Below are 19929 nucleotides of genomic sequence, written 5' to 3' on the forward strand. Positions count from 1 at the left end.
AAAAAAATACTTTTATGAATATTTCCGAACTTAGTATCCGTAGGCCTGTGCTTGCCACCGTGCTTACCATCATCATATTACTTTTCGGACTGATCGGTTACAATACATTGGGAGTCCGCGAATATCCTTCGGTAGATAATCCGATCATCTCTGTTACCTGTAGTTACTCGGGTGCCAATGCCGATGTAATCGAGAATCAGATAACCGAGCCTTTGGAACAAAACATCAACGGTATTCCGGGAATCCGTTCTTTGTCCAGTGTCAGCCAACAAGGGCAATGCCGTATCACAGTGGAATTTGAATTATCCGTCGATTTGGAAACTGCCGCCAATGACGTACGTGACAAAGTGTCCCGCGCACAACGTTACCTGCCACGCGACTGTGACCCTCCTACTGTATCCAAGGCTGATGCCGATGCAACGCCTATCCTGATGGTAGCTATCCAAAGTGACAGCCGCTCTCTGTTGGAACTGAGTGAAATAGCAGACTTGACCGTAAAAGAACAACTGCAAACCATTTCGGATGTAAGCAGCGTATCTATTTGGGGAGAAAAACGTTACTCCATGCGCCTATGGCTCGACCCCACCAAGATGGCAGGGTATGGCATTACTCCGGTAGATGTAAAGAACGCGATAACCAATGAAAATATAGAACTCCCCTCGGGCAGCATTGAAGGTAATACCGTAGAATTGACCTTACGCACCATGGGACAAATGCACACCGCTAAAGAATTCAATAACATCATATTAAAAGAAGTAGGCGGAAGAGTGGTCCGTTTCAGCGATATCGGTTACGCCGAACTAGGTCCGGCAGATATCAAGAGTTACATGAAAATGAACGGAGTGCCGATGGTAGGTGTCGTTGTCATTCCACAACCCGGTGCCAACCATATCGAAATCGCCGATGCCGTATACCAGCGTATGGAGCAGATGAAGAAGGACTTGCCCGACGATGTGAAATACAGCTATGGCTTTGACAACACTAAGTTTATCCGCGCTTCCATTGATGAAGTAAAAAGTACGGTGTATGAAGCGTTCGTACTGGTTATCATCATCATTTTCCTGTTCTTGCGCGACTGGCGCGTGACACTGATTCCCTGCATCGTGATTCCGGTTTCATTGATCGGAGCTTTCTTTGTGATGTACATAGCAGGTTTCTCCATCAATGTGCTGACCATGCTGGCGGTGGTATTGTCCGTAGGTTTGGTAGTGGATGACGCCATCGTTATGACAGAGAATATCTATATCCGCATAGAACGAGGTATGCGTCCGTTCGAAGCAGGAATAGAAGGGGCAAAAGAAATTTTCTTCGCTGTTATCTCCACCACTATCACCTTGGTGGCAGTGTTCCTGCCCATCGTATTTATGGAAGGAACCAGCGGACGTCTGTTCCGTGAGTTCAGTTTCGTTGTGGCAGGTTCGGTCATCATTTCTTCCTTTGCCGCATTAACGTTCACCCCTATGCTGGCAACCAAGCTATTGATAAAACGGGAAAAACAGGGATGGTTCTACCAAAAGACAGAGCCTTTCTTTGAAGGTATGAACCGCATATATGCCCGTTCACTGAACGCTTTTCTTAAAAGACGCATATGGGCAATACCTGTTACAGTGATTATGTTGATAGCCATCGGAGTACTTTGGGTCCAGATACCCGCTGAAATGGCTCCGATGGAAGACCGGTCGCAAATAAGTATCAATACCCGTGCAGCCGAAGGCGCCAGCTATGAATACATCCGTGATTATACGGAAGATATCAACAATCTGGTAGATTCTATTATACCCGATGCCGAATCTGTAACCGCACGTGTTTCCAGTGGCAGTGGAAATATACGTATCACATTGAAAGATATCAAAGATCGTGATTACACCCAGATGGAAGTTGCCGAACGTATCTCACAGGCCATCCGCAACAAGACGAAAGCACGTGCCTTTGTGCAACAACAGTCTTCTTTCGGCGGACGGAGAGGAAGTATGCCCGTACAATATGTACTACAAGCTGTCAGTATAGAAAAACTGGAGAAAGTATTACCGGCTTTTTTAAGCAAAGTATATGACAACCCTACTTTCCAGATGGCGGACGTGGACCTGAAGTTCAGCAGCCCGGAAATGAGAGTGAATATTAACCGTGATAAGGCAGGTACAATGGGAGCCACCGTGCGTGATATAGCCGAAACACTGCAATACGGTCTCAGCGGACAACGTATGGGCTATTTTTATATGAATGGAAAACAATATGAGATTTTGGGTCAGATAAACCGCCAACAACGTAATACACCGGCCAATATCAAATCTATTTACATACGAAGCGACAAAGGGGAAATGATTCAATTGGACAATCTGGTAGAATTTGTAGAATCCGTAGCTCCTCCTAAATTGTACCACTACAACCGTTTTATTTCCGCTACCGTATCTGCCGGACTGGCAGATGGAAAGACCATCGGACAAGGCTTGGAAGAAATGGATAAAATCGCCGCCCAGACTTTGGACGAAACTTTCCGTACCGCCTTGTCGGGAGACTCCAAAGACTATCGGGAAAGTTCATCCAGCCTGATGTTTGCTTTCATTCTGGCATTGATACTTATCTATCTTATTCTGGCGGCACAGTTCGAAAGTTTCAAGGACCCTTTCATCATCATGCTTACCGTTCCTCTGGCCATTGCAGGAGCACTGATTTTCATGTATACCGGTGGCATTACCATGAACATATTCAGCCAGATCGGTATTATTATGCTGATTGGTCTGGTAGCAAAGAATGGTATCTTGATTGTGGAATTTGCCAATCAGAAACAAGAATCCGGTGAAAACAAGATGCAGGCCATACGGGATGCCGCTTTGCAACGCTTGCGCCCTATTCTCATGACAAGTGCCTCTACCGTATTAGGCTTGATCCCGCTGGCATTCGCAACAGGAGAAGGCGCCAACCAACGTATTGCCATGGGTACGGCTGTTGTGGGAGGAATGTTAGTATCTACTTTCCTGACCATGTATATCGTACCGGCTATTTATAGTTATATATCTACCAACCGAAACGTTAAAACAGAAACTGTATGAAACGAATCATTATAACTTTATGTATCTGTACTGCATGGGTGGCTTCCACCTATGCGCAATATCCTTATACGCTGAAAAAATGTCTGGAGGAAGGACTTGCAAACAATTATTCCATACGTATCACCCGTAATGAAGAACAGATCAGCCATAACAATGCCACATTAGCAAATGCCGGTTATCTGCCGACTGTTGATTTGTCTGCCGGATATACAGGAACGTTGGACAATACGGATACCAAGAGTAGAAGTACAGGCACTACAGCCAGTGAACGAAACATCTACGACCAAACCTTAAAGGCCGGACTGGATGTAAACTGGACTCTGTTCGACGGATTCAATATCAGCACCACCTACAAAAAACTGAAGGAACTGGAACGCCAGGGAGAAACCAACACGCGTATTACCCTTGAAGACTTCATAGCGGGACTCACTGCCGAATACTATAATTATGTACAACAGGAAATACGTCTGAAGAACTTCCTTTACGCTGTGTCTTTATCCAAAGAACGCCTGCGCATTGTAGAAGAACGATACCATATCGGTAATTTTTCCCGGCTGGATTATCAACAAGCCAAAGTGGACTTCAATGCAGACAGTGCACAATATATGAAACAACAGGAACTGGTGGTTACCTCACGTATCAACCTGAACGAGTTAATGGCCGTACAGGAAGTCAACCGACCGCTACGTGTCAATGACTCCATTATAACAGTGAATGATGCGCTGAATTACGATGAATTATGGGAATCCACCCTCAAGACGAATGCCAACCTGCTGAAAGCTGATCAAAATACAACAATTGCCCAATTGGATTACCGTCAGGTTCTATCCCGTAATTATCCCTATGTGAAATTGAACGCCGGTTATGGCTATACATTCAACAAATATGAAACAAACGCCACCAGCCGGAGAAGCAATTGGGGACTAAACGGAGGAATTACCGTAGGCATTAACCTATGGGATGGTAACCGTCGCCGTGAAAAGCGCAATGCCAGCCTGCAAATACGTAACTCGCAACTGGAAAGAGAACAGCTGGAATTGGGCTTGAAAGCGGATTTAAGCAATCTGTGGCAGGCCTATCGCAATAATTTACGTTTATTAAATTTGGAACGCCAGAATCTGGTTGCCGCCCGTGAAAACCATGAAATAGCCAAAGAACGTTATCTGTTGGGAGATCTCTCCGGTATCGAGATGCGTGAAGCCCAAAAGAGCCTGCTTGATGCGGAAGAACGTATTTTGTCTGCTGAATATAACACCAAAGTCTGTGAAATTTCCCTGCTCCAACTAAGTGGAAGAATAACGAAATATCTCGAATAATCGTTATAGCCTTTACTTATAGCTTGTAATTCAGGGCAGTTATCCGTACCTTTGCACACAATTATCACTAAATATGTTGTAAAAAGATATGGGATTATTTATCAAGAAGCCTTTTGCTGCATTACAAGCCGAAGCCAATGAATCTGGAAACAAGACCCTGAAAAGAGTCTTGGGACCATGGAGCTTGATCGCATTAGGAGTAGGTGTTATCATCGGTGCCGGATTATTCTCCATCACCGGAACAGTAGCCGCAGGATACACAGGGCCTGCCATTACTTTATCTTTCGCCATAGCGGCAATAGGTTGTTGCTTTGCCGGTTTATGTTATGCCGAGTTTGCTTCCATGATACCTGTAGCAGGTAGTGCTTATACATACTCATATGCTACAATGGGCGAACTTATAGCATGGATTATCGGCTGGGATCTAGTATTGGAATATACTGTTGCCGCTACTACCGTCAGTATCAGCTGGAGCAGATATCTCGTTGTTTTTCTGGAAGGAGTGGGGATAAATATCCCCCATGCACTTGCTGCTTGTCCCTGGGACGGAGGTATTGTGAATATACCGGCCGCACTGATTGTAGTGCTGATGAGTATTTTTCTGATTCGTGGAACAGAAGGAAGTTCTATCTTTAACGGCTTCATTGTGTTCCTGAAAGTGGCAGTGATTCTTATTTTCGTTGTATTAGGATGGAAATACATTAATGCAGAGAATTATGTTCCTTATATCCCTGCCAATACTGGTACTTTAGGCGAGTTCGGATTCTCGGGTGTATTGCGTGGAGCAGCGATTGTATTTTTCGCCTTTCTTGGTTTTGATGCCGTAAGTACAGCCGCTCAGGAAACAAAAAATCCGAAACGGGATATGCCCGTCGGCATTCTAGGTTCCCTGCTGATTTGCACCATTCTTTATATGGTGTTTGCTTACGTAATGACGGGAGTTGCCCATTATTCTGACTTTGCAGGACAACAAGGTATCGCACCTGTTGCCGTAGCGATTGACCACATGGGACATGCAGATGCCACAGGAGTAATTCATCCGGATTATCCGTGGTTGAACCGGGCCATCGTACTGGCTATCCTGTTTGGTTACTGCTCGGTTATTATGGTAACTTTGCTAGGACAAAGCCGTGTATTTCTAAGTATGAGCCGCGACGGACTGTTGCCTCCTTTCTTTTCAAAGATTCACGAGAAATACCGGACACCGGCACACAGTAATTTGTTATTCATGGTCATTGTAGGAGGGCTGGCAGCATTTGTTCCGGCACGTGTAGCCGGAGAAATGACCAGTATAGGTACCTTATTCGCCTTCACATTGGTTTGCGCGGCAGTATTGATCGTGCGTAAAAGTATGCCTGACGTACATCGTGCCTTTAAAACTCCTTTTGTTCCCACGGTACCGATTCTGGGCATCCTTACCTGCCTTTGTATGATGTTGTTTCTTCCGGCTGACACTTGGATCCGATTGGTATTATGGATGCTGATAGGTCTGGATGTTTATGCCTGCTATGGAGTAAAACACAGCAAGCTGGAGCATAACGTAAAACGACGCAAAGGACTCACCATATTGAATATGACAGGAATCGCCCTGTCTGTACTTTCAGTTATTACAGGATTGTGGCATCAACAGACAGTAGGCTGGGAAGAAGACAAGACATTGCTCGCTATTTCGTTCGCCTTTGCGTTCACACATTGCGCATTCTATATGGTACGTATCTGGAAACAGACATCCGAGAAGAAGAAATAAGCATTTTCCACACGCTATCTGTTTCCATAACTTTCATTCACCGTAAGGGGTAAATTCAATCCACCCCCTACCGTGAATAAAGTTATCATAGTTTCATACCCATCGGTTCTGAACCCATAATCAAGCCTTATAACCTATGAAAGTCTTAAGTTATCCATAGTAAAAGAACATTTAAAAAACTTCTTCAAAAATGTTTTTAGCTACTACCACAGTATTTCCTTCAGGAATTGAGGAATAGAATCCTGTTTCTTTAGTCCATGCTTCTTCCAAGGTATAAAAATCAAGTTCCTCCGGTTGCTTTCCATCCAGGACACAAGCTAAATAATCAAAATAAGCCTTCCATCTCATAAAATAGAAATCTTTCAAAATGCCATTCCATTCTTTATGAGCATAATCACGAAGTCCGCCTTGATCTGCCGCTACACGATTTCCCCATGTAGTAATCTGAACACGTGCATTCCATTCGTATAATGCTTTTTCTTCCTGGGTCTGTCCTGCTGAACGTGCCGCTTCAATCCAAGTTCCAACCTTGAATTCTTTCCGGGTACCCAGCAACTGGTCTTGCAATAGAATAAGATGCAGAAAATGCTGTGAAGCCAACTCAAATACTTGCTTGTCTCCTGCCCGGAACGCAGCCGTTACTTTTTGCATCAAACGCCCCTTTTCTGCCAATGCCTGCCGGAGCACATCCACCAAATCGAATTCAAAATTATTATTACCCTGATATTTATCAGCCACAGAAACCATCAGTCGGGCAGCCTCTATCACATCCTGAGGATTATAGTATTCTTTCATCTCCGACCAACTGGATACCTGATATACATCCAACCCCGGACGAGCGCAGAATACAGATTCATGCGTTCCCTGTTGTATCTTCTCCTTGGGACTATTATAAATACCGTTACCTAATAAATCCCAAACTTGTTGCAAAGCCTCATCCTCTACCCCATAACGAGCATGTACGTATCCTTTCAACCACTCATCACGAGTAAACCGATGTTCACGCCATGGCAATTCCATCACCAGCTCATACATAACCGGATTGTTCTCAATACCTTCCGGAGTCATCCCTACTCCACGCAATGTCCTTCCGGCATGAACATCTGCTTTCGCGTCATAAAAGCCATCAATCAGCGCATCCATTTTACCATGAAGCCCAATGTTACCACCAAAATTCAACAACATGCAGTACACCCACTCATGCTGCCCGTATCCTCCTTTACGACACCACTCTGACGCCGGGTCCCCCCATTGCGGACGGCATTCGCTATGCAAGTCCAAGACTAACAGGTCTCCTGCTTCCAGATGCTCTATCATCGGAGTACGAGGATTGTCCTGCCATGCCTGAGCCACCCACACAGCATCCGGATTTGTTTTTTTCATGGCTTTCATGATGGCTTTACCGGCTGCATCCAAATTTACTCCTTGAGTACTTCCCCCTTCATGAAACGGATCAATAGCGTAAAAACCTGTTTTTCCATACAGTTTTGTCAGTTCTCTATAATACAAAGCAGAGATTTCTTCAAAGCGCTCATCCTCCGGCTGTAAAAAGGCAGGACGATGATAGCTGCACCAAAATCCGGGATCAGCAACATTCAATCCTAATTTCTCCTTTGCAGTATGAGGAACCATGCCACAATATCCCGGCAACACAGGTTCGATGCCATATTCACGCATTCTTTTTACAATCTTCTTCTGAAGTTTTTCCTGACGGGTATACCAACTTTCAGGATTAGGTCCTCCCCACCCTTCCAGATTATTCATCAACCACCAAGCTGTAAAACCCGGTCCGGCTACAAATTCATTAATTTCATCCTTAGTATATCCCAGTTTTAGAAGTACATTTCTCCAAACCGACTCAGTCCCTGTCAATGCCAGGGAAAGATTGATACCGTGAAGCGCCATCCAATCTATCTCCTTTTCCCAACGCTCCCAGTCCCAAAAAGCCATGGAATAAGAGAAAGTACAATAATTCAGATCATAACGATAGGGCAGATCCGTTTCATGCCGTTCCTTTTTAGTCACAGGAGGCAAAACAGCAGGCAGTTTTGCAGTCATTCCATTCCAAGAAAGATGTATGCCTGCATAATATTTCAAATACCAATTCAATCCGGTAGCAATATTTACATAGTCATTACCCCGGATAATTACTTTATCACCTTTCTGATCGAGTTCAAAAAAATCAGTTTCCGATTTCTGACGTTCAATAATAAATTTGGAGGAAGCTCCTTTGTCGATGCGCTCTAATAATCCTGTAACAGGAGAAGAAAATAAGTTGCTTGTCATCCATAACAGCACAAACAACAATCGTAGTTTTTTCATCATATTATTAAGGTAACGGATAACACCAATTAAATAAAAAACAGAACAGCCCCCTCGCCTTTAAAGGGAGGAAGGCTGTATTAGTATTATTACGGAATAATTTAATTATTTACAATTTCCAAGGCAACGCGGCTTCAACTGCTTGAAGAAGTCATTACCTTTATCGTCCACCAAAATGAATGCCGGAAAATCTTCCACTTCAATTTTCCAGATAGCTTCCATACCCAATTCCGGATATTCCACACACTCAATGCTCTTGATATTATTCTGAGCAAGGATAGCAGCCGGACCACCAATAGAGCCCAGATAGAAACCGCCATACTTCTTACAAGCATCCGTTACCTGCTGGCTACGATTACCTTTTGCCAACATTATCATGCTACCGCCATGTGACTGGAACAAATCCACATACGGGTCCATACGTCCTGCTGTAGTGGGGCCCATAGAACCACAAGCCATACCTTCCGGAGTCTTTGCCGGACCGGCATAATAGATAGGATGATCTTTGATATACTGCGGCAAATCTTCGCCACGATCCAAACGCTCTTTCAATTTAGCATGAGCGATATCGCGACCTACAATAATGGTTCCGTTCAATGACAGACGGGTAGCTACCGGATACTTGGTCAATTCTTTCAGGATATCCGCCATCGGTTGGTTCAAATCAATCTTAACCACATCGCCTTCACCGGCTTCACGGAGTTCTGCCGGAATCAGCTCACCCGGTTTATCATCCATCTTTTCAATCCAGATACCATCTTTATTGATCTTACATTTTATATTACGGTCAGCAGAACAGGAAACGCCCAGACCGATAGGACAAGAAGCACCGTGACGAGGCAAGCGGATGATGCGGACATCGTGAGCCATATACTTACCACCAAACTGTGCACCCAAGCCAATCTTATAAGCTTCTTCCAATACTTGTTTTTCCAGTTCCACATCGCGGAAAGCACGCCCGTATTCATTACCGGTAGTAGGCAACTCGTCATAATAGTGAGTAGAAGCCAGCTTAACAGTCAGCAAGTTCTTCTCTGCCGATGTACCACCGATTACAAATGCAATATGATAAGGAGGACAAGCAGCCGTACCCAAAGTCTTCATTTTTTCAACAAGGAAAGGAACCAATGTAGCCGGATTCAATACAGCTTTCGTTTCCTGATATAAATAGGTCTTGTTCGCCGAACCACCACCTTTAGTCACACAAAGGAACTTGTATTCCATACCTTCAGTAGCTTCCAAATCAATTTGTGCAGGCAGGTTGCATTTGGTGTTCACCTCATCGTACATAGTCAAAGGAGCATTCTGAGAATAACGAAGATTTTCTTCCGTATAAGTCTTATAAACTCCCAAGGAAAGGGCTTCTTCATCACAATAGCCAGTCCATACCTGCTGACCTTTCTCACCATGGATAATAGCAGTACCCGTATCTTGACAAAGAGGTAATTTGCCTTTAGCTGAAACTTCCGCATTACGCAAGAAAGTCAATGCTACATACTTATCGTTATCACTGGCTTCGGGATCACTCAGAATCTTAGCAACCTGTTCATTGTGTGAACGGCGAAGCAAGAAAGAAACATCACGGAAAGCAGCGTTAGCCATAGCAGTCAGACCTTCTTTTTCAATCTTCAAGATAGGTTTTCCTTCAAACTCACTTACTGACACATAATCTTTAGTCAGCAAATAATACTCGGTTTTATCAGGTCCCAACGGGAACATGTGCTGATAATGGAACGGAGGTGTTGCCATATTGATACTTATTTTAGTTAAAAGTTATTAGTGTGACAAAGGTAGTAACTATTATCGAAATTTTTCCTTAATTAGCGTGAAAACTTTCAAGGAATGTCCTTACCTTTGCCAACTCATTAAAATAACATCACATTATACATGAAAAGATTAGGCAAATTCTTATTTATTACTTCATTACTGTTATGCTTTCTCATCCCTCGAGGATGGACACAAACCCAAGCAAAAAACCAACCGGACAGTATCGAACTCAAACTGAAGGAAATCTACACGAAACGGGAAGTCATGATTCCCATGCGTGACGGAATCAAGCTTTACACCGCTGTCTACGAACCGAAAGACAACAGCAGGCAGCATCCTATCCTGATGCACCGCAGCCCTTACTCTTGTTCCCCATACGGAGAAGGATTTGACCGTCATTTCAGAACTAATCTGAAAAACTATATAGAGCACCGATATATTATCGTCTTCCAAGATGTACGTGGACGACATAAGAGTGAAGGAATATTTATCCAAGTACGCCCTCTCAACAAAAACAAAAAGGGTAAGAAAGATAAAAAGAATATAGACGAAGCTACGGACACATACGATACCATAGAATGGTTGATTCACAACACATATAATAACGGAAATGTAGGAACATGGGGAATCAGTTATGATGGTTTCTATGCCACTATGACAGCCTCCTCCAATCATCCGGCTTTGAAAGCTGTTTCTCCGCAAGCTCCCGTTACTGACTGGTTCCGTGGAGATGACCGTCATCACAACGGAGCCTTCACCCTGCTGCAAACCACTAATTTCCTTCCCAGACTGGAAGGACGCCACATGGGAAAAGGAGTGATGAACCAAATTGTAAAGAATGATGTTTACACAGATTTTCTGGCACTCGGTACCTTTAAGAATGTAGACGACCTGGTACGTGATACCACACAGACATTGTGGAATGATATCAAAAACCATCCTGATTTCGATGATTTCTGGAAAGAGCGCGATGCACGCACCTCCTGTTATAACTTGAAGCCCGCCATATTGGTGGTAGGTGGACTGTATGACTCCGAAGACTGTTACGGAGCCTGGAATCTTTATAAAGCCATCAAAGAGCAATCACCGGACACAGATTTATATCTGACATTCGGTCCTTGGTGGCATGGAGCATGGACAGTACGCGGGTTCCAAGGTTTCGGTAATCTGTATTTCGGTAAAAGCACTTCAGCTTATTACATGGACAAAATAGAATATCCTTTTTTCCGATATTTCCTGGAAGGAAAGGGAGAAAAGCCCAAGCATAAAGTAAATATATTCCATACAGGTGAAAACGAATGGAAAACATACAACGAATGGCCTGTACAAAAGACTGCCGGTACACCTTATTATATACATAAGAACGGATCAGTATCCACACAAGCACCGGCAGAACAAGAGTCTTATTCAGAATATATTTCAGATATGTCACGTCCGGTACCCTATACGGCAAACCCTACCACTTACCGGACAAAAGAATTCATGGTAGATGACCAACGCTTTGCTACTTCACGTCCCGATGTCATTACTTTCATGACGGAGCCGCTATGTGATACATTAACATTGGCCGGTCCTATAGAAGTGGAATTAATGACTGCCATCAGTAGTACTGACGCTGATTTTATGGTGAAAGTAATTGATGTATATCCTGAAAAATTTGAATATTCCAAAACTGCACGCAGTTATTTAAAGAGTGACTACCCAATGAGTGGGTACCAGCTGATGATTCGTGGCGAATTATTCAGAGGACGCTTCCGTAAGGGATTCGACAATCCCCTGCCTTTCAAACCGGAAGAAATAACTCCGGTTAATTACACACTGTATGATGTGGCACACACATTTCTGCCGGGACACAGACTGATGATTCAAATTCAAAGTTCCTGGTTCCCCATTATTGACCGCAATCCACAAAGGTTTATTGATACCTATCATTGTACGGTAGAAGATTTTGTGATGAAACAAAAGATCAAAATTTATCATCAGCAAGGAGCTGCAAGCAGAGTTATACTACCTGTGGTAAAAAAATAAAAAGGGAGTATCCAAACAAGCTCAAATGTCATCCAATAGCAAGAGCCGTATGACTACTCCAGCATTCATACGGCTCTTTTTATATGTAACTACCATCTGTAACTTTTCCGAAGGTTCATCTTAGTCTGGATACTCTCATCAAAAATATCATATAGAAGCAATCCGTTCTATCAACTCGTTACCCAACGCTGTTTTCGCTTCAATATGCTGCAACACCGCTGTCACAAACGGATTACTTTCAAATACCCCACGCACCTGTTCAAAATCCTGCTCCATTTCTTCACGTGATCCATCTGCACCGAACCCCGTCATAGCAGACAAAGAAAACTCCTTTTTCGCATCGGCATAGACCATTTTATCCAATCCGACAACAGCCTCCTGCCACTTCTTCACGATAGCAATAACATCCTTTGCCGTTATTTCATCGGAACGCAGATTATAAAACTCAAGCATCTTCCCATACGCCCATGTCCACTCGTATGTATAATAATTACGATGCATCTCAACAAAACGGTCATGAATCTGATCCACATTAGTCAGGATTCCAGATTCTATATCTGCCATCAACTTCTCTATTTCACTTTTAGGAGCGATCAATCCGGAAATATCCACCCATTCTCCTGTCCCTATCTCTGTATCAGGAATCAACCGGGCACGGATTTCCTCATCACTGCTAAAACGAACCTCCTCCAAACGCTTGATTAATGAATTACCCAAAAATTTATGAATAGCCGTTTCATAAAAACGAATGCCATTATTTAAAGAAGAATTCTTAATTTTCGCACTTTGGTAAGAGTAAGTTTCTGAAGTTTCTCCGGATACTTTACGTAATTCTTTCAGAATACTACGCCCTTTCATCATTTTCTGAATAGTATAGGGACTCAACAGGTTATAATTAATCTGATCCAAACGGTTCGGATCTTTACGTTTGTCACGTTTAGGCCACTTTTGAGCATCCCGAATCGTACCTACACTCCGCAAATTCACCCCTGGCACCAGATAAGTGGTATTTTGCTGCTCTATCAGATAAGAAAAAGGCAGATTAGAAGTATCGGCATGATTCACATGACGCCCCATAACCAAAGAAAATGCACCTACACGTGCGGGCCATAAAATATAAGAATCGGAAGTAGTCTTCGCCCCACGCTCCATAGCCCCCTGATGAATCGGACCTAACTTATACATATGGTTGCTTTGATTAGAGCCGGAACCCGCATTCATAAAAGAGAACATTCCGGCAATCAGCAAAGTAGACTTATGATGAGTCACCGTAAAGGGTCCGGCAAAAATGGCACATGCCTCACCGTTCTCTTCTTGACAATTACTGAAAAACAAAGAATCGGATGCAGAATAGTTATGTCCCAAATGACATGCCTGGCTGATAAAGCAACGGGTCAACATAGTTCCATCTTCCACATTGGAGCCGCTTGATATAATAAAATCATCGCATACCACTCCATAGCCGATATGAATAGGCGCTTGCTCATTACTGTTCAAGCTACCGTTTTTCAATCGTCCCGCCCCTTCTATCTTACAATAATCACCTATTCGTACATTCTTTATATATCCCGCATCAACAATGGTAACATGGTGGCCAATAGTACCTGTATCCGAAGTATTCTCTTCAGCATACCGGTCAATAATGGCTTTCATCCGGCAAATCAATTCAGGACGATGACGGTATAATGCCAGAATATAGGCCTGATGCGCTGACAGACGATCATGAATAGGCACTTCACGTCCACCCGTTTCATTCAATACAGCTACTTCAACGCCATTCCCAAACTTGCTCCGGCCATCTACCAGAATGATATCTACATTCTCTATAAATGCATAATCCCCAATGATATAGTTGGCTATATAGTTCTTTATATTCTCAATACAACAATTATCGCCCACCGTTACATTATGCAAGGTCGCATGATACAATCCGGAATGTTTACGCATACCACCTGCCAACGTAAACTCATCTTCAAAGACCCCCAATCTGACCTTTCCGGAAAAACGGGTATGATAAATATAGTCCGTCTTAAAGTTCTCTACTACTTCAATTTCATCCCAATCAACCGCAGTGCATGATCTCTCTTTTAATTGTTGTATTTCTTCTTGTGTAAGTGAACGATAAGTTTTCATCTTCTATATGTATTTATTCTTCATCATAGGTTTGATAAAGAAAATCGTTATAAGGATACTTCTGTACGTGTAGCTCGCGCACCTTATTATATATAATAGTCTTCAATTCATCCATATTTATTTTCTCTCTGGCAGAAATGAAGATACAATTATCATTCAATTTTGCCATCCATGTCTTCATCAGTTCTTCCAATGTAATATTCTCCCTGGTTTTAGGAGTCAAATCATCCTCTGCTTTCTCTATATAGGTATAAGCATCTATCTTGTTAAAAACAATCATGGTAGGCTTTCCACCTGCCCCCAAGTCAGCAATCGTTTTATCAACCACAGAAATTTGTTCCTCAAAATCCGGATGAGAAATATCCACCACATGAATCAGCAGATCTGCTTCACGCACTTCGTCCAAAGTTGATTTAAAGGAATCAACCAAATCCGTTGGTAATTTACGGATAAATCCTACGGTATCTGTAAGCAGAAATGGCAGATTCTCAATAATCACTTTGCGTACTGTGGTGTCCAATGTTGCAAAAAGTTTATTTTCAGCAAAGACCTCGCTTTTTGAAAGCAAATTCATTAAAGTAGATTTTCCCACATTGGTATACCCTACCAAAGCTACACGTATCATACGCCCACGGTTTTTACGTTGAGTGGACTTCTGTTTATCAATTTCAGCCAACCGTTCTTTCAACAATGACATACGATTCAAAATGATACGACGGTCCATTTCCAACTGAGTTTCACCCGGCCCACGTAATCCCACAGAGCCTTTACCTCCACCGGCACCGGATCCACCTCCCTGACGCTCCAAGTGAGTCCACAAACGTTGCAGACGAGGCAGCATATACTTATATTGGGCCAGCTCCACTTGTGTTTTAGCATTTGCAGTTTGAGCCCGCATGGCAAAAATATCCAGAATCAGCGAAGTACGGTCCAAAATCTTCACTTTCAGTTCAGCTTCTATATTACGTATCTGCTTGGCAGAAAGTTCATCATCAAAAATCACCATTCCGACTTCACGCTCATTTTCCTCTTCCTGATGAATATATTCCTTGATTTCTTCCAGCTTTCCTTTACCGACATAAGTCACGGAATTGGCAGCAGGCAGTTTCTGAGTAAACCTTTTCACCACTGTTGCTCCGGCCGTTTCGGCCAAGAACTCCAACTCATCCAAATACTCCTTGGTCTTACGCTCATCTTGTGTCTGAGTAATCAAACCAACTAAGATGGCAGTTTCAACCTGTGCTTCAGAAATTACAAATTCTTTCATTTATCTATCAATCTAAATAAGTTCGCGACAAATATAACAAGAACTCGCAAAAAAACGGCAAAATTTGGATAAATAAAGTAAGTGTTTGGTATTGAGGAGAGTTAAGCCAAATTCTTCTATACCTTTCCAAATCGCTAAAATGCAGGATAATGAAAGGTTAAGAGAAAGATTTGCTACTTATCCGTTGCCTTTTTTAGCCCCGGATAATCCGGCAAAATAACGCTTGACCACCTGCGGTTTTACCGTTCACCATGCAAAGAACCCTATATTTTGCTCGTAAAGATAACCGTTTTTTTCCGTTTTTCATGGAAATACAGGTTATGTTACCGGCATCCGGGGTTTTATTCTTTGTTCCGCTATAATTTTCATAACTGTAAATAACTCTATATCAAGTAATTTTGCGACATAAAAAAATAGAGTTATGAAACAGACGGATGTAACGGTTACGTTCTACCTCAAAAAGAGCGAAATGAATGACGAGGGACATTGCCCGGTCATGGCGAAACTTGTTGTCGGCAAATTTTCAGAAGCGGCTTTTAGCGCGAAAATGTCCGTACCCGCTGCACTGTGGGCATCCGGACGTGCCACGGGTAAAAGTAACGCCGCGCGGGAAATCAACCGGCAACTGGACGATTTGCGAGCTTCAGCCATTTCCATTTATGCCGAACTGTCAGCCACCCGTGAGAATGTAACGGCTGAAGAAATAAGGAATCTGTTGTTGGGGACAGCTTTCGGGCAGGAAACCCTGTTGGGTTATTTCCGGACGTTCATCGAACATTTCGAAAAACGTGTCGGCGTGAACCGGGAAAAGGGAACAGCGCAATCTTACCGCTATGCTTGTAACTGTGTGGCCGCTTTCATCCAGGAGAAATACAAGTTGTCGGATGTTCCTTTCACGGCCCTGAACCGTTCATTCATCGACAACTATGACCTCTACCTACGCACGGAGCGCCGCTTTGCCCTGGGAACTATCGTGTTGCTTGTCACACGGTTGAACACGATTGTCGGGGAAGCCATCGCGGAAGGGATTATCACTGCCGACCCGTTCGCGGGTTATGAAGCCGAACATCCCGAGCGGGAACAGAAATACCTTACCGCCGTGGAGTTACAACGGCTGATGACCACACCCCTGCACGACCCGAAACTCTACCATATCCGCGACCTGTTCCTCTTCTCCTGCTACACGGGTATCCCTTACGGGGACATGTGCCGCCTGACGACGGAGGATCTGGAAGTGGCCGAGGACGGTGAGGTATGGATCAAGACCGCCCGCAAGAAGACGAAAATCGACTATGAAGTGCCGTTGCTCGACATACCGTTGCTCATCCTCGACAAGTACCGGGATATGGCCCCGGAAGGAAAACTGCTGCCGATGTACAGCAACAACGAACTCAACCGGACGCTGAAACGTATTGCCGCCATTTGCGGAATTGAACGGAAGCTCGTCTTTCACTGCGGACGCCATACCTACGCCACCGAGATCACGCTTTCGCATGGTGTCCCGCTTGAAACCGTCAGTAAAATGCTGGGGCATAGCCGCATTTCCACGACGCAGATTTACGCCAAAGTGACCGATGACAAGATCGACATGGATACCCGGTCTTTAGAGGAAAAGATTGCCGGTCGCTTCTCCGTAGCTATTTAATCTATCATTGACAATCAAATTCACAACGATTATGGAACCGAATAATAAAGAGATAAAACGTCGCAGCACGTTCTCCCTGCTGTTCTACATCAACCGCACGAAAGTCCGCAAGGACGGAACATGTAAATTGTTATGCAAGGTAAGCATCGATGCCAAGTCGGCCCCGATCAATATCAACGCGTTTGTCGAGCCATCGCTTTGGAATCCGGAAACCAAAAGGGCGAACGGACGAAGCGAGAACGCCCGAACGGTAAACCTGGCAATAGAGAAACTGACCGAAAAAATCACCGGACATTACCGTCATATTCGTAAAAGCCTCGGTTTCGTGACGGCCGAGCTGGTCAAAAACGCCGTGGAAGGAATCGGGCAGAAACCGTTCACCCTCCTTGCCTTGTTCCGCGAGCATAACGAGGAGTTCCGCAAGCGTGTCGGCGTGGATCGCAAGGAAGAAACCTATGAAAGTTACGAGAACTCCTATAATATTTTAGCCTCCTTCGTGAAAAAAAGGAAGGAAAAGGAGGATGTAGCGTTGCGGAGCCTTGACCGGGAGTTCTACGATGATTTTGAAATATTCCTGCGTACAGATCGTGAAATGAAACCCAAGACAGTACACGAGCATCTTTACCGGTTGAAGAAAATGACCAAGCGGGCTGTCAGTCAGGGTACACTCCGGCGCGACCCTTACGGGAAGCTGCACCCGGAACTGCCCCGGCGCAAGAGCCGCCATTTGAAACTCGAAGACCTCAAAAAGCTGATGGAAACTCCCGTCGATAAACCCAACCTCCAGCGGGTGCGGGACTGGTTTCTCTTCGCTACCTTCACGGGGTTGTCCTACGCCGACCTGAAACGCTTGTCCGAAAAAGACATCACGCAGTCGGACGACGGAACGTACTGGATACACATCCGGCGCCAGAAGACCGAAACGCCCTCGGCCATCCGCCTGCTGAACGTGCCGTTGCAGATCATCGAGAAATACCGCCACGAGCGTAAAAGCGACAGGATTTTCAATCTCTATTGCCGGGGGTATCTCATCAAGCTCACCAGAGAACTGGGACGGACATACGGCTTCGACATGACCTTTCACAAGGCGAGGCACAATTTCGGGACACATATCACGCTCTCGTTGGGTGTGCCTATCGAAACTGTCAGCCGCATGATGGGACACAAGAGCATTTCCACCACGCAGATTTACGCCAAAGTGACCGACCGCAAGGTGGACGAGGACATGAAACGGCTGAAAGAACAGACCAAAGGCCGGAAAATAAATCTCTACGAGGAGGACGAACCGGAAACGGCAGATATTATAACGGTAAACGGTTGAACAGTATAACAAAATTGATAAATTTGTATGACTATGACGACAAGAGAACCTATCAGCATTGAAAACGGGCGGGTGGAAATCCACACGCCGGAGAACCGTGTATGGCTCACGCGCCACCAGATTGCCGACCTGTTCGGAGTCTTCGTTCCTGCCGTGGGGAGCAACATCCGCTCCATACTCAAAAGCGGCATACTCTGTGAGGAGAGGGTTTACCGCCGGGAGCGCAACCGTGACGGCGGTATTGTCGAGCTGTATTCGCTCGAAATGATCGCCGCGCTGGCTTTCCGCTTAAAATCCGGGAATGCCGAAGCCTTCCGACGGTGGCTTGTCCGAAGGGCCACGACGACTGCTGTCGTCTGGCAGCTCCCCGGTATGAACACGATATTGAACTGAAAAAGAAGAACAGCCAAAACGTTGGCCGTTCTTCTTTTATACCCATTCCTGTCCCCCGATACATTTCTTCCGGGAATCTTCCAGGAATTTCTGTATCTCGGATTCCATGTATAGTACCTTGCCCTGAATCAAATAATAGGGAATGATCCGCGCCGTACGGTATTCCTGCAATGTACGCCTGCTGATTTTCAGCAGCCGGGACAATTCCTCGTCGGTGACGAACCGCTCTCCCTTGAGTGTCCGGCCTCCGGAGGATTCCAGTTTATCCAGTGCCTTGCCGGCCTTTTCCAAACGCCGGAAGAGATCCGCCACACGCGGATCGTGCTTGTCGATGAAATAATGGCTCATAACGCGGCGGTATTAGGATAGTGCGACGATTGCAGCAGTTTCCCGACATCTTCCGGTTTGTAGAAGATTTTGTGACGGATGCGGCTGAAAGGCAGCAACCCTTTCTCCCGGTAGGTTTGCAGGGTACGTTTCGATATACCCAGCACGTCACAGACATCCTGGTTGTCCAGCCATTTTTTCAAACTCACGTCCTCTTGCCTGCGGCATAACGCCTCGGCTTTTCTTTCAATGGCTTCCACGTGCCCTGCCAGCGCGTCGAAAGCCTTCACGTCCATACTTATTATTTCCATGTTCTGTTTCATTTTTTGTTTCCCGGATGCCCAAAAGTACACAAATGGACAGTATCTTGTTATCAGCCAGTGGCATATGGACGTATCCGTCTTCAAAGTGGCAGCGAGTGGCGCCACGTCCGGCGGAAACGATCCTCCGCCGATACGGGATCGGCACGCTCCGATACGCCAATCGCCCGTGAAAGGAAATGTTCGCGGGCGATTTATCATTCCATGCAGGGTGAGCCGTGAACCGACTTTCTCGAGCGTTCACGGCATATCGTTTTCTCCCCGTTTCTCTCCCATAACCTTTTCCTCTCTTT

13 protein-coding genes are annotated in these 19929 nt (G+C 44.7%); 7 read left to right on the forward strand and 6 right to left on the reverse strand.

Going from position 1 to position 19929, the window contains the following annotated elements:
* The first annotated feature begins 14 nt into the window (after positions 1 to 14).
* The 3 genes from RE317_RS05130 (at position 15) to RE317_RS05140 (ending at position 6113) form a co-directional block, all read left to right on the forward strand.
* Positions 15 to 3050 carry an efflux RND transporter permease subunit gene (locus RE317_RS05130; RefSeq protein ID WP_011965367.1) on the forward strand — a complete coding sequence of 1012 codons (3036 nt, stop codon included), beginning with the start codon at positions 15 to 17 and terminating at the stop codon, positions 3048 to 3050.
* Complete coding sequence (locus RE317_RS05135; protein WP_005839834.1) at positions 3047 to 4366, forward strand: TolC family protein; 1320 nt, start codon at positions 3047 to 3049, stop codon at positions 4364 to 4366. The genes RE317_RS05130 and RE317_RS05135 overlap by 4 nt, the downstream gene beginning before the upstream one ends.
* Positions 4367 to 4454: 88 nt before the next feature.
* Positions 4455 to 6113, forward strand: a complete 1659-nt coding sequence (locus RE317_RS05140) for an amino acid permease (protein ID WP_074783700.1) — start codon at positions 4455 to 4457, stop codon at positions 6111 to 6113.
* Positions 6114 to 6284: 171 nt separating this feature from the next.
* Here the strand turns inward: RE317_RS05140 and RE317_RS05145 are convergent, their stop codons facing one another.
* Together RE317_RS05145 and RE317_RS05150 are read right to left on the reverse strand one after the other, a co-directional pair.
* Positions 6285 to 8438: an alpha-N-acetylglucosaminidase gene (locus tag RE317_RS05145; RefSeq protein ID WP_303266204.1), complete on the reverse strand. Its 2154-nt coding sequence runs from the start codon at positions 8436 to 8438 to the stop codon at positions 6285 to 6287.
* A 102-nt stretch (positions 8439 to 8540) separates the two neighbouring features.
* On the reverse strand, positions 8541 to 10184 hold the full coding sequence (locus tag RE317_RS05150; protein ID WP_005839827.1) for a fumarate hydratase: 1644 nt from the start codon (positions 10182 to 10184) through the stop codon (positions 8541 to 8543).
* A 138-nt stretch (positions 10185 to 10322) separates the two neighbouring features.
* Between RE317_RS05150 and RE317_RS05155 the strand changes: the two genes are divergently transcribed.
* The gene (locus RE317_RS05155; protein ID WP_022508876.1) at positions 10323 to 12230 is read left to right on the forward strand and encodes a CocE/NonD family hydrolase; all 1908 of its coding nucleotides are present in this window, start codon (positions 10323 to 10325) and stop codon (positions 12228 to 12230) included.
* 147 nt (positions 12231 to 12377) lie between these two features.
* On the opposite strand, the gene RE317_RS05160 is transcribed toward RE317_RS05155, so the two are convergent.
* Together RE317_RS05160 and hflX are read right to left on the reverse strand one after the other, a co-directional pair.
* Complete coding sequence (locus tag RE317_RS05160; protein ID WP_117873579.1) at positions 12378 to 14363, reverse strand: DUF4954 family protein; 1986 nt, start codon at positions 14361 to 14363, stop codon at positions 12378 to 12380.
* Positions 14364 to 14376: 13 nt separating this feature from the next.
* Positions 14377 to 15630: a GTPase HflX gene (gene hflX / locus RE317_RS05165; protein ID WP_005839821.1), complete on the reverse strand. Its 1254-nt coding sequence runs from the start codon at positions 15628 to 15630 to the stop codon at positions 14377 to 14379.
* 421 nt (positions 15631 to 16051) lie between these two features.
* Between hflX and RE317_RS05170 the strand changes: the two genes are divergently transcribed.
* The 3 genes from RE317_RS05170 to RE317_RS05180 are packed head-to-tail and all read left to right on the forward strand — an operon-like array spanning position 16052 to position 18989.
* Entirely contained in the window at positions 16052 to 17275 is a 1224-nt protein-coding gene (locus tag RE317_RS05170) for a site-specific integrase (protein WP_007568640.1), read from the forward strand.
* Between the two features lie 31 nt (positions 17276 to 17306).
* On the forward strand, positions 17307 to 18596 hold the full coding sequence (locus RE317_RS05175) for a site-specific integrase (RefSeq protein WP_007486354.1): 1290 nt from the start codon (positions 17307 to 17309) through the stop codon (positions 18594 to 18596).
* A 27-nt stretch (positions 18597 to 18623) separates the two neighbouring features.
* On the forward strand, positions 18624 to 18989 hold the full coding sequence (locus RE317_RS05180) for a hypothetical protein (RefSeq protein WP_009123631.1): 366 nt from the start codon (positions 18624 to 18626) through the stop codon (positions 18987 to 18989).
* Positions 18990 to 19025: 36 nt separating this feature from the next.
* On the opposite strand, the gene RE317_RS05185 is transcribed toward RE317_RS05180, so the two are convergent.
* Both RE317_RS05185 and RE317_RS05190 read right to left on the reverse strand, forming a co-directional pair.
* Positions 19026 to 19337 (reverse strand): helix-turn-helix domain-containing protein, encoded by a 312-nt coding sequence (locus RE317_RS05185; protein WP_004295430.1) that lies wholly within the window; start codon positions 19335 to 19337, stop codon positions 19026 to 19028.
* Entirely contained in the window at positions 19334 to 19627 is a 294-nt protein-coding gene (locus RE317_RS05190) for a helix-turn-helix domain-containing protein (protein WP_004319131.1), read from the reverse strand. Before RE317_RS05190 ends, RE317_RS05185 begins: the two co-directional genes overlap by 4 nt.
* Positions 19628 to 19929: the final 302 nt, after the last annotated feature.

The sequence above is a fragment of the Phocaeicola sp. GP0067 genome (assembly GCF_031119655.1).
Classification (GTDB): domain Bacteria; phylum Bacteroidota; class Bacteroidia; order Bacteroidales; family Bacteroidaceae; genus Phocaeicola; species Phocaeicola vulgatus.

Bases quoted from the DNA above. Each gene is read 5' to 3' on its own strand.
- RE317_RS05150 (WP_005839827.1), bottom strand. From the start codon at position 10,184: ATGGCAACACCTCCGTTCCATTATCAGCACATGTTCCCGTTGGGACCT.
- RE317_RS05180 (WP_009123631.1), top strand. From the start codon at position 18,624: ATGACTATGACGACAAGAGAACCTATCAGCATTGAAAACGGGCGGGTG.
- RE317_RS05160 (WP_117873579.1), bottom strand. From the start codon at position 14,363: ATGAAAACTTATCGTTCACTTACACAAGAAGAAATACAACAATTAAAA.
- RE317_RS05170 (WP_007568640.1), top strand. From the start codon at position 16,052: ATGAAACAGACGGATGTAACGGTTACGTTCTACCTCAAAAAGAGCGAA.
- hflX (WP_005839821.1), bottom strand. From the start codon at position 15,630: ATGAAAGAATTTGTAATTTCTGAAGCACAGGTTGAAACTGCCATCTTA.
- RE317_RS05175 (WP_007486354.1), top strand. From the start codon at position 17,307: ATGGAACCGAATAATAAAGAGATAAAACGTCGCAGCACGTTCTCCCTG.
- RE317_RS05185 (WP_004295430.1), bottom strand. From the start codon at position 19,337: ATGAGCCATTATTTCATCGACAAGCACGATCCGCGTGTGGCGGATCTC.
- RE317_RS05190 (WP_004319131.1), bottom strand. From the start codon at position 19,627: ATGGAAATAATAAGTATGGACGTGAAGGCTTTCGACGCGCTGGCAGGG.
- RE317_RS05155 (WP_022508876.1), top strand. From the start codon at position 10,323: ATGAAAAGATTAGGCAAATTCTTATTTATTACTTCATTACTGTTATGC.
- RE317_RS05140 (WP_074783700.1), top strand. From the start codon at position 4,455: ATGGGATTATTTATCAAGAAGCCTTTTGCTGCATTACAAGCCGAAGCC.
- RE317_RS05145 (WP_303266204.1), bottom strand. From the start codon at position 8,438: ATGATGAAAAAACTACGATTGTTGTTTGTGCTGTTATGGATGACAAGC.
- RE317_RS05130 (WP_011965367.1), top strand. From the start codon at position 15: ATGAATATTTCCGAACTTAGTATCCGTAGGCCTGTGCTTGCCACCGTG.
- RE317_RS05135 (WP_005839834.1), top strand. From the start codon at position 3,047: ATGAAACGAATCATTATAACTTTATGTATCTGTACTGCATGGGTGGCT.